The organism is Corynebacterium sp. HMSC063A05 (assembly GCF_001809695.1).
Classification (GTDB): domain Bacteria; phylum Actinomycetota; class Actinomycetes; order Mycobacteriales; family Mycobacteriaceae; genus Corynebacterium; species Corynebacterium amycolatum.
Genome location: NZ_KV798510.1, coordinates 306,951 through 317,551 on the forward strand (window position 1 = coordinate 306,951; position 10,601 = coordinate 317,551).

At 58.2% G+C, this 10,601-nt stretch carries 11 protein-coding genes; 8 read left to right on the plus strand and 3 right to left on the minus strand.

Translation table 11 applies throughout. From position 1 onward, the window contains the following. Window positions 1-36: 36 nt before the first annotated feature. On the plus strand, window positions 37-1,272 hold the full coding sequence (xseA, locus tag HMPREF2651_RS10135; protein ID WP_049181635.1) for an exodeoxyribonuclease VII large subunit: 1,236 nt from the start codon (window positions 37-39) through the stop codon (window positions 1,270-1,272). Between the two features lie 61 nt (window positions 1,273-1,333). Beyond that, on the plus strand, window positions 1,334-1,624 hold the full coding sequence (locus tag HMPREF2651_RS10140) for an exodeoxyribonuclease VII small subunit (protein ID WP_049181637.1): 291 nt from the start codon (window positions 1,334-1,336) through the stop codon (window positions 1,622-1,624). A 118-nt stretch (window positions 1,625-1,742) separates the two neighbouring features. Here HMPREF2651_RS10140 and HMPREF2651_RS10145 read toward each other — a convergent pair whose 3' ends face one another. After that, window positions 1,743-2,372, minus strand: a complete 630-nt coding sequence (locus HMPREF2651_RS10145) for a DUF4245 domain-containing protein (RefSeq protein WP_080972894.1) — start codon at window positions 2,370-2,372, stop codon at window positions 1,743-1,745. Window positions 2,373-2,742: 370 nt separating this feature from the next. Between HMPREF2651_RS10145 and glpX the strand changes: the two genes are divergently transcribed. The 4 genes from glpX to HMPREF2651_RS10165 all read left to right on the plus strand — a co-directional run bounded on the left by glpX (window position 2,743) and on the right by HMPREF2651_RS10165 (window position 7,849). Beyond that, window positions 2,743-3,768 (plus strand): class II fructose-bisphosphatase, encoded by a 1,026-nt coding sequence (gene glpX, locus HMPREF2651_RS10150; protein ID WP_005510610.1) that lies wholly within the window; start codon window positions 2,743-2,745, stop codon window positions 3,766-3,768. A 163-nt stretch (window positions 3,769-3,931) separates the two neighbouring features. Further along, complete coding sequence (locus tag HMPREF2651_RS10155) at window positions 3,932-5,332, plus strand: class II fumarate hydratase (RefSeq protein ID WP_016423173.1); 1,401 nt, start codon at window positions 3,932-3,934, stop codon at window positions 5,330-5,332. 329 nt (window positions 5,333-5,661) lie between these two features. Further along, window positions 5,662-6,261 (plus strand): TetR/AcrR family transcriptional regulator, encoded by a 600-nt coding sequence (locus tag HMPREF2651_RS10160; protein WP_246817351.1) that lies wholly within the window; start codon window positions 5,662-5,664, stop codon window positions 6,259-6,261. Next, window positions 6,251-7,849, plus strand: coding sequence for an MDR family MFS transporter (locus HMPREF2651_RS10165; protein WP_049181641.1), 1,599 nt, complete (start codon window positions 6,251-6,253; stop codon window positions 7,847-7,849). Before HMPREF2651_RS10160 ends, HMPREF2651_RS10165 begins: the two co-directional genes overlap by 11 nt. Window positions 7,850-7,879: 30 nt before the next feature. Here HMPREF2651_RS10165 and HMPREF2651_RS10170 read toward each other — a convergent pair whose 3' ends face one another. Together HMPREF2651_RS10170 and HMPREF2651_RS10175 are read right to left on the minus strand one after the other, a co-directional pair. Further along, window positions 7,880-8,512 carry a GNAT family N-acetyltransferase gene (locus HMPREF2651_RS10170; RefSeq protein ID WP_038626150.1) on the minus strand — a complete coding sequence of 211 codons (633 nt, stop codon included), beginning with the start codon at window positions 8,510-8,512 and terminating at the stop codon, window positions 7,880-7,882. A 64-nt stretch (window positions 8,513-8,576) separates the two neighbouring features. Continuing rightward, entirely contained in the window at window positions 8,577-9,329 is a 753-nt protein-coding gene (locus tag HMPREF2651_RS10175) for a type 2 periplasmic-binding domain-containing protein (RefSeq protein WP_049181647.1), read from the minus strand. A gap of 40 nt (window positions 9,330-9,369) precedes the next feature. Here HMPREF2651_RS10175 and HMPREF2651_RS10180 point away from each other — a divergent pair, with 40 nt between their 5' ends. Next, the gene (locus HMPREF2651_RS10180) at window positions 9,370-9,762 is read left to right on the plus strand and encodes a DUF5997 family protein (protein WP_049181657.1); all 393 of its coding nucleotides are present in this window, start codon (window positions 9,370-9,372) and stop codon (window positions 9,760-9,762) included. A 33-nt stretch (window positions 9,763-9,795) separates the two neighbouring features. Further along, entirely contained in the window at window positions 9,796-10,569 is a 774-nt protein-coding gene (locus HMPREF2651_RS10185) for an alpha/beta fold hydrolase (protein WP_049181651.1), read from the plus strand. The last annotated feature ends 32 nt before the right edge of the window (window positions 10,570-10,601 follow it).

Consider the following 10,601-nt stretch of genomic DNA (forward strand, 5'->3'; position numbering starts at 1 on the left):
GCAGGGCGATCCGCCCCATCGTGTAAGTGTTGATGTATGTCGAAATTGGAAACGTCGGCCGAGAAACCGGTTCAGGTTCGGCGCCTGAACCAGTTAGTCAAGGACTATATTGAGCGCCTTGGACAGATTTGGGTCGAGGGGGAAATCGCCCAGGTCAACTCCAAGCCGAGTTGGAAGCTCTCCTACATCACTCTGCGTGACACCTCCGCGGAGTTTTCGGTGTCGGTGACTTGTTCTACTGCGGCACTGCGTAATAATCCGTTGCGCAACGGCGACCGCGTAGTGGTTTTGGGCAAGCCTGCGTTTTATGCCGGGCGGGGGCAGTTTTCCCTGTGGGCTACGGAGTGGAGGCCCGTAGGTTTGGGGCAACTATTGGCACGGCTGGAACAGCTGCGCCAAGCGCTAGCGGCGGAAGGCCTTTTTGATCCACGGCTGAAACGCCCTCTGCCCTACCTCCCCAACAAGATCGGGTTGATTACCGGTCGCGGTTCGGCAGCTGAACGCGATGTGCTTTCGGTTGCGGGTGCCCGCTGGCCTGAGGTGGATTTCCGGGTAATCAACACAATTGTGCAGGGAGCCAAGGCTGTTCCGGAGATTATTGAGGCTCTGGCACAGCTCGACGCCGACCCGGAGGTCGACGTCATCATCGTCGCCCGTGGCGGTGGCAGTGTCGAAGATTTGCTGCCTTTTTCAGATGAGGCGCTGATTCGTGCGGTGAGTAAGGCGACAACACCGGTGGTTTCTGCGATCGGACACGAGCCGGATACTCCACTGTTGGATTATGTCGCTGACTTACGTGCTGCCACACCGACGGATGCAGCAAAGAAAACAGTGCCCGATGCTGCTGAGGAACGCCGCCTAATTGCACAGCTGCGTGAACGCACCTCGGCATCCCTGCGGCGATGGGTTGACCGTGAAGTAGCTACTCTGCGGGATTTGACGTCGCGGCCGGTACTGCGCGATCCGCTCACTCCCATCCGCGTGCGTGAAGAGTTTGTCACAGCGCAGGTCGATCGGCTGCGTTTTCTCATCCACCGCAGTCTGGAACGCGAGGAAGCAGTGGTATCGGGATTGCGCGGCAAGGTTTCAGCACTTGGCCCCTCTGCCACACTCGCTCGCGGCTATGCCATCGTGCAGGCACAATCGGCTACTCAGCCAGAACCACAGATTGTGACCTCTATTGCAGATGCTCCGATGGGTTCCCAACTGCGAATTCGCGTCAGTGACGGCTCCATCTCTGCAGCAACGCTCGCTACGAAGCCGGCGAATTAATAAGCACTGACTTTTCCAACCTTGAAGCTTTAATTACTAGATGTGAAGGACGTATTCGCTAATGAATGACAATGTTTTCGGCGCGGGTCAGGCTCCCTCTTCGGAGGAACAGGTACCGGTGGAGAACCTGAGCTACGAGCAGGCGCGAGATGCGCTGGTTGAGACCGTCAAGCTCCTAGAACTCGGACAGATGAGCCTGGATGAATCCCTGGCGCTGTGGGAGCGAGGCGAGGCGCTGGCCCGCCGCTGCGAGGAACATTTAGCTGGCGCACGGGCAAAAGTTGAAGCCGCCTTGGCCAGCAAGAATCAGGATGCCGCGGCTTCGGCCGAGAATGCGGGCGGTGAGGAATAAAAAGAGACGAGAAACGATCGTCAGTGCACGTCGTTTCTCATCTCGTGGCCGATAGTTGAGTTCAGCTATTTTATCGCGCTAGTTGGAATTATCGACCCAGGCGACCTCTCAACTCAGCTTACTTTGCTGGTGCCGACGGCGTCTCGGACGCAGTCTGCTGCGGCTGTGACGGATCCGGCATTGTCGCGTCCGGATCGATTGGCTCGGCCTTCTGCAAAGCCGCCGCCAACTGTGTGAACTCCTCGTCGTTGGCAGTGCCCTCGATAATTGCGCGGGAGTCACCGAGGTTCCCAACCCATACGCGACGCACGTTGTCCTCAGCCGGCACATACTTAGTCCAGGTTGTACCTTCCACGTCAGTGGTACCGTCGCGGAGACGATTCTTACCGTCATCCGGCAGCTGACCTGCTTCCGCATCTGTTTGCGTGACCTGAATGAATGCTCCGCTAGCGGTGACATAGCCAATAATGGTTGTCTGCTTCCCCGCCGCCATACCCGCGCGGGTCGAGTTTGAAGTCCAGCCCTCAGGCACCTTCGGCAGGCGAACTGGATAGTCCACGCGCCGAGCCTCCACGTTCACGAATGGGGCGGCATCGACCTCGCGCACCGGACCGTTTTCCGGCTTCCCGGGGTTAAAACTGCACAGGCCGGTAAAGCCAATGGTGACAGCCACCGCAAGAAACATCACCACGAGGGTGAGAATCATGTCTCGACTGTCCTGCAAAATCCTAGGTTTCTCATTCGCCACGCGCTCAAGTATGCCAAAGGCCCCGCAACGAACCTAGTCATCAGTCGCACCCGCACAGCTGCAGCTAGCAATACTTGATGACGGACGCTGTCGACGTCGTCAAGCGAACTGACGCCGGAACAAACTTTTGATAACCGCGTGATGTGGGGGTTTAGCCCTGAAACTCCCCCCACTTTGGCGCTGCGTCCACCCCCGAACACCAAAAAGGTGGAACACTAGTAACAGATGCAAAGGCGCTAAAACTGATGCGCCAAACATCAATCAATAGAAATTGTTGCAACGCTAAACCCCAGTTTCCTGGCGTGGCGTCTCCCAGCACATTCTCAAACCTCAAAAGAGTTCTCAAAAACCACGGAAGGGCCAGAAGTCAATGAACGCCTCGAATCCTGAAGCACCAGATCGCAACCTTGCGATGGAGCTCGTCCGAGTTACTGAGTCCGCTGCACTGGCGGCTGGTCAGTGGGTCGGTCGTGGTCAGAAGGAAAAGGGCGACGGCGCTGCCGTCGATGCCATGCGTCAGCTCATCAACACCGTGGCTATGAACGGTGTCGTTGTTATTGGCGAGGGCGAAAAGGACGAAGCCCCGATGCTGTTCAACGGCGAAAAGGTCGGCAACGGCCAAGGCCCGGCCGTTGACATCGCGGTTGACCCGATTGACGGCACGACTCTGATGGCAGAGGGCCGTCCGAACTCTATCGCTGTTCTTGCTGCTGCAGACCGCGGCTCCATGTACGACCCGTCGGCAGTGTTCTACATGGATAAGATTGCTGTTGGCCCGGAGGCTGCCGGCAAGATTGACATCGAGGCTCCAGTTGAGCACAACATCAAGGTCGTCGCTAAGGCCAAGGGGCTGCGTCCGGAAGATGTCACTGTTGTCGTGCTGGATCGCCCGCGCCACGCTGACATGATTCGTGACATCCGCGAAGCTGGCGCCAAGGTTCGCCTGATCGGCGATGGTGACGTTGCTGGCGCTGTTGCCGCAGCTCAGAACACAAACTCGGTTGATATCATGATGGGCGTCGGCGGCACCCCAGAAGGTGTCATCACCGCATGCGCCATGAAGTGTATGGGCGGCGAGATCCAGGGCAAACTGCACCCGCGCGATGAGGCTGAAATTAAGAAGGCTCTCGACGCTGGACACGATCTTTCTCGTGTTCTGACCACCGATGACCTGGTCGCATCCGACAACTGCTACTTCGTTGCCACTGGTGTCACCAACGGCGACATGCTGCGCGGTGTCGCTTACCGCGGTAACGGCGCGTGGACCCGCTCGCTGGTTATGCGCTCCAAGTCCGGCACCATCCGCCGCATCGAGGCTTTCCACTCCCTGGAGAAGCTGCGCAAGTACGCCAGCATCGACTACGGCAAGGGCGAGATGCCTGACATCGATCTGTAAGTAACTACCCCTTTAGTGGTGCCCTCAGGGCACCACTTTTTTAACAAACTGATTCATACTTGAAGACGAATGCGCTAACGGTTCTGCATCGCATGAAAATTGCATGCGCAATGAGGGGCCGTTCTGCGCGCACTCAAGTTCCCCTAACTGAAAGAGGCAACGAATGACAGAGCAGCAGTTCCGCATCGAGCACGACACCATGGGCGAGGTTAAGGTTCCGGTTAACGCCCTGTGGCGCGCACAGACTCAGCGTGCAGTTGAGAACTTCCCGATTTCCGGCCGTCCGCTGGAGTCTGCACAGATTCGCGCTATGGGTCTGCTGAAGGCAGCTTGCGCCATCGTCAACAAGGAGCGCGGCCTGCTGTCTGCTGAGCAGGCAGATGCCATCGTCGCCGCTGCCAAGGAAATTGCCGAAGGCAAGCACGATGCTGAGTTCCCGATTGACGTCTTCCAGACCGGTTCGGGCACTTCTTCCAACATGAACACCAACGAAGTCATTGCGTCCATCGCAAAGGCCAACGGCGTTGAGGTTCACCCGAATGACCACGTCAACATGGGTCAGTCTTCCAACGACACCTTCCCGACTGCCACTCACGTCGCAGCAACCGAGGCAGCTGTCAAGGACCTCGTCCCGGGACTGAAGGTTCTGCAGGAGTCCCTGGCTAAGAAGGCCAAGGAATGGGAGACCGTTGTTAAGTCCGGCCGCACTCACCTGATGGACGCTGTCCCGGTGACCCTGGGTCAGGAGTTCTCGGGTTACGCTCGCCAGATTGAGGCTGGCATTGAGCGCATCGAGGCCACCCTGCCGCGTCTGGGCGAGCTGCCAATCGGTGGTACCGCTGTTGGCACCGGCCTGAACACCCCGGCGGACTTCGGTGCCAAGGTCACCGCTGAGCTCGTCGAACTGACCGGCATCAAGGAGCTGCGCGAGGCTCAGAACCACTTCGAGGCTCAGGCTAACCGCGATGCCCTGGTCGAATTCTCCGGCGCTATGCGCACCGTCGCAGTCTCCCTGAACAAGATCGCTAACGACATTCGCTGGATGGGCTCCGGCCCGCTGACCGGCCTTGCTGAGATTCACCTGCCGGATCTGCAGCCGGGTTCCTCCATCATGCCGGGTAAGGTCAACCCGGTTCTGTGCGAGACTGCCACCCAGGTCGCAGCGCAGGTTCTGGGCAACGACACCGCTGTTGAGTTTGCTGGCGCTAACGGCGCATTCGAGCTGAACGTCTTCATCCCGGTCATGGCACGTAACGTGCTGGAGTCCGCTAAGCTGCTGGCGAACACCGCACGCGTCTTCGCCGAGAAGCTGGTGGACGGCATCGAGCCGAACGTTGAGCGTATGAAGACTCTGGCTGAGTCCTCCCCGTCGATTGTGACCCCGCTGAACTCCGCCATCGGCTACGAGAACGCAGCTAAGGTCGCTAAGACTGCTCTGAAGGAAGGTAAGACCATCCGTCAGACTGTTATCGACATGGGCTTCGTCGACGGCGAGAAGCTGACCGAGGAAGAGCTGGACAAGCGCCTCGACGTGCTGGCAATGGCCAACACTGATCGTGACTAGTTCTTTCTGAACTCGAAGGTGTGAGAGCACCTTACGCATAAGACCCCGTAGTCTCACTTCGCTGAAAGACTTCGGGGTCCTTTGTTTTGGTACTCTCCATTCGCAATGATCGGAGAGTGACTTCGTGTCCCCCATTCGACCCCTGCCATACCGCCGGGGATGCGCCCTGCGGCAAACTTTATGTTGATTAGTCAACTTGCCATCACATTGCACTCGGTGTAACTTTGCACCTCGTGCAAATTGATGAGAATACCTATCACAGATTGGATCCGGGCCAACACCCCGAGTGCGGTCTCCGGGAGCTCAAAAGGTTTCAAACACACTGCGCTTTGGCCGATGCCGCGACCGCCCTTGTGTTGGATCGCGGATACGACCAAGTCAACATCGAAGACATCTGTCAGCGGGTCAATATCAGTCGACGCACATTCTTCAATTACTTCGACTCCAAGGATCAAGCCATCTTCGGCAACGGCATCATGTCATTCGATGCTGACGATGAAGAGACATTCCTCGCCCAAATTCACCAAGACCCCATCGCGGACATGCTCGATTTCATCGAGAAAAAGCAGCAATCCCAGCTACTCCGATATAAAGAGCTGGGGGCAACCGAAGAGTTTCACCGTCTGCTCAAGGAGCGTATCCGCGAGATTTTGCGCAATGAGCCAAAGCTATCGACGGTTGTCATTTCGAATTTTGGCAACTCAATGCGCCGCGTCCGTTCTGCCTTTGAGCGCTATTTCGAGATGAATCCACAGTCGCGCACGCACCCCGAGCTGCCCGTCGGGCACGAGGTAGCACTGTCGGTCGGTTTCGTCCGCGAATGCGTGCTGTACTCATCGGCTCATCGGGACGAATTCACAACAGATACACCGCTTCACGACGCCGCCGACGTCGTTAAAAATTTCTGGAGGAGGAATAGTGACAGCTAGCAACACCACTGCTCAAGATCAAACCGACACCACGGTTTCTGACAACAAGTCCCACTTGGGAATCATTTTCTTCGCGCTCATTCTCACTATGCTGATGAGCTCGCTGGGGCAGATGATTTTCGCCACTGCCCTGCCGACCATCGTCGGCGAGCTCGGCGGAGTTGACCACATGTCGTGGGTTATTTCTGCATTCCTGTTGGCACAGACTGTGGCAATGCCGATTGTCGGCAAGCTCGGTGACATGATTGGGCGCAAGGGCCTGTTCATGATGGGCATCGCGCTGTTCATGGTCGGTTCCGTCATGGGTGCAATCACCAACTCCATGAGCCTGCTCATCGCCGCCCGCGCTTTTCAGGGATTTGCTGGCGGTACATTGATGGTTTCCTCACAGGCCATCCTGGCCGAGGTTATTCCCGCACGCCAGCGCGGTAAGTACATGGGCATCATGGGTGCTGTGTTCGGTCTGAGTTCCGTGCTGGGACCAGTGCTGGGAGGCTGGTTCACCGACGGCCCGGGCTGGCGCTGGGGCCTGTGGATCAACGTCCCGATGGGCGTGGTTGCACTATCGGCAGCTGCAGCCTTCCTGAAGCTGCCCCGACGCCAGAGTGAAGGAAACTTCGACTACATCGGCACGACGTTCTTGACCGCTGCTGCCTCGACGCTAATTCTCACCACCACGTGGGGCGGTACACAGTACGACTGGAACTCCCGGATCATCATCTCGCTTATCGGCGCCTCTGTCGTTTCCTGGGTGCTGTTCTTCCTCACCGAGACTCGCGTTTCCAACCCACTGATTCCGACGCACTTGTTTAATAACCGGAACTTCGTGCTCACGACTGTGTCGGGCCTCATTCTGGGTATCGCGATGTTCGGCACTATGGCCTATATTCCGACCTACCTGCAGATGGTGCACTCAATGTCACCGACCGCTGCAGGTTTGATGATGACACCGATGATGGTCGGCATGCTTCTGACCTCGATTGGCGTGGGCCAGATTGTTTCCCGGACTGGTAAATACCGCTTCTACCCCTTCGTCGGCCTGATGATTATGGCTGTCTCCCTCTACTTACTGTCCACGCTGGAGACCACCACCCCCCTGTGGCAGGTTGGTGTTTACCTGTTCATCATGGGCTTCGGCCTGGGAACCGGCATGCAGGTTCTGGTTCTCATCGTGCAGAACTCCTTCCCGGTCGCCATGGTCGGTACCGCTACCGCTGCGAATAACTTCTTCCGCCAGATTGGCGGTGCGGTCGGCTCCTCCATTGTGGGGTCGATTTTCATCCACCGGATGAAGGACCTGGCAGGCGAACGCGTTCCGGCGGCTGTCGAACAAATCAAGGCCGCATCACCGGAGGCTGCAGCGGAGTTCGCAAAGCAGATGGGCCCGGAGGGCTTTTCCTCTAAGTCGATTGGTTCACTGACGCCGCAGGTACTGGATAGTATGCCGGCGCCAATCCATGAAGCGCTGATCTCCAGCTACAACGATGGTTTGACGCCGATTTTCTTGGTACTAACGCCAGTGATTATTCTGGCGGCAATCATTGCGTTCTTCGTTCGCGAGGATCCTTTGAAGGAAACCGTCGAGTAATTAATTCGCGGGAGCCACAGCTCCCGGCAGCTATGCCCCCACCTGGCCGTCGGCGCGATCGAGCTTGTCCAGAATCGGACGGTTCGGCTCACCGGCGGCTTCTGCTTCTTCCTGGACGCGCTTCAGCGCACGCTCCTCTGGCTTTTCCAGGAGCTTTTCCAAAATAATGACATCGCGCCACTGCCCCGCCATTGGGCCGTAGGTCATCTTTGCCATGTGGTGGTAAATCCCCACTTCTCGGAAGCCAAGCTTTCGATGCAGCTTTAGCGATCCCACATTCTCCGGAAAGACCCACGAGTGAATCGACCAGCAGCCGCGCTCCGTGGCATCGTCGATAAGCTTCTGCAGCAGCGTCGCCGCCAGCCCCATGCCCTGCCCGTCAGGGTGGACGTAGATGGAGTCTTCAATGACGCCATTGAAAATCGGGCGCTTGGACACTGGCGCGGCTGATGCCCATGCCAGAATCTTGTCCGGGTTCTCTGCGTCGACGGCGACGTAACACAGGTCAACGCGCTTTAGAGCGATAAATTCGTCCCATTCGGGTGCCGAATGTTCCCACGATGCATGTCCTGTATCAAGGCCAATCTCATAGATTTCTTGGATCTGTGGATAGTCCTCTTCACGCATCATTCGGATCGTGAAATCGCGCTTCTTTTCAGCCATAACTACAAGTGTGGCTAATTTTTTCGCGCACGTCGAACGAAACGCCAAAAATATTGTAAAAAGATTACTTTCTCCTGCGTGGTCGCCCGCTTCCGCCACCGCTTCGACGTCCGCCACGGCCACTGCGCGCATGCTTTACGACGGCCCCAGCGCGCTGCCGACGGGCTTGCTTAGCAAGCGTCTTTTCTCGGGCCGACAACTTCTTTGGAGCTTCGTCAGCCTTCCTGCGCCCCAGCTGCGTGCGTGTCGATCCCTCCCGACGCCCCTGGACAATGCCGACGAACTCCTGCCGGAGCTCATCGTCCTCTGCTTTCGGCCACACCAACCAAATAGCTGTTCGGGACAGCGGATCTGTGGCACCTTCCTCAGCCACCAAGTTCGATGAGGCCACCGCCTTCTTCGATAGCGCCTTCAAAATCGTGCGAGGCCCCACTACGACACCTGCACCAGTGGCTGCGACAGGCAGCATCTGTCGCAGCTCGTCCGCATCCACGGAGGTCAGCAGCACAGTTTCGTCCGCCAACAGCTCCTCCGGCACGGACTCTGTGAGGGAGAATACGTGTTCTTTTTCGTAGGCCACGCCCCAGGCTTCGTCGTAAAGCCGGATGCGATGGAGCGACTCGGGCAGCGAGCCTTCGGACTCTAACCGAACCAGCGCCATGTCAGCGGCACCGCCGACCAGGTCGGACATCGGATCGTCGGCGGCGTGGGTGTGCAGTGTTGCCGGAATCCGATCTCTAAAGCGGCGAAACCACTTCTCGGGACTGGTGCCGGTGGCGAACACGATGCGCAGGACGGCGGGTTCAGGAGTCGACATACTCCGCAAGGTTACTCGAATGGGTGCTAGCGTTGAACCCATGAAACCCCTAACCGCAGCCAAGAAACTTGGCATTTTCCTCCCGGCCACACCCGAGGAATTTCGCACTGGTGAGATTTCGCACGCGCAGTTTGCGGAACTGCAGTCCAATCCGCCGGAGTGGCTCGCTGAGCTACGCCGCAACGGACCGCACCCGCGCCCGGAAGTTGCCCGCAAGCTGGGCATTACTATCACGGCGTTGAAGAAGAATGACATGGACAAGCCGCTGACAACGTCGGAGATTAAGGATTTGCTCGAGCAGATGCCGGGGTGGCTGGAGGCCGCTCGTGAGTCCATGGCGAAGCAGCGCGCGGAAGCCGCTGAGGCAGAGTCCAAGAAGGACGACGGCCCTGGTCGGGCTGCCGCCGAAGCTGCTCGCAACGCCGAGAAATAGCAGACACAGCCGACGTCTTCAAGGAGGATCCTCGTGGCCATCGACTACACCGCACATGCAATCAACCACAAGGGCAACGGTACGGTTGTCCTGATTGGCTCGCTGGGCACCACACAGGGGATGTGGGAGCCACAGGTAGCCGCTTTGAGCGAAAAGTACCAGGTCATCACGCCAGATGTCCGTGGCCATGGCGAATCCCCTATCCCCGAGGGTGAGTGGGACATGAGCCACTTGGCCGCCGACATCATCGAGGTCCTCGACGAGGAGGATGTTGACCGCGCACATTTTGTGGGACTATCCCTCGGCGGCGCTATCGCCCAGACCATCGCACTAGAACATGCCGATCGCGTGGTCAGCCTGACGCTGTCGTCGACGGCGCCGAAATTCGGCACACCCGAGGCCTGGCAGGAAAAGGCCGAGCTCGTGCGCGACAAGGGCACGGTCGAGCTCGCAGACGCTGTCGTCCGCAACTGGTTTACCGACGAGTGCTTCGACACCACCCCTGAGCTCCCCGCCCGCTTCCGCGACATGATCGCAGATTGCCCCGATGACGGCTACATCGGCGCCTGCGGAGCACTGTCCCGCTTCGACACCCGCGAGCGCCTCGCCGAGATCACCGCTCCGACGCTGGTCATCGCCGGCAAGCAAGACACCTCTACGTCACTCGACGTCGTCACTTCGCTTCACGACGGCATCGCGGGCTCGACCATGGTCGTCATTTCGCCGGCCAAGCACCTGCTTAACCAGGAGACCCCGGAGTACTACAACTCTGCTCTGCTGGCGCACATTGATGGGATTGCCGACTAGGGGTTAAGTAAAGAAAAGTGTGTCCGCATGCC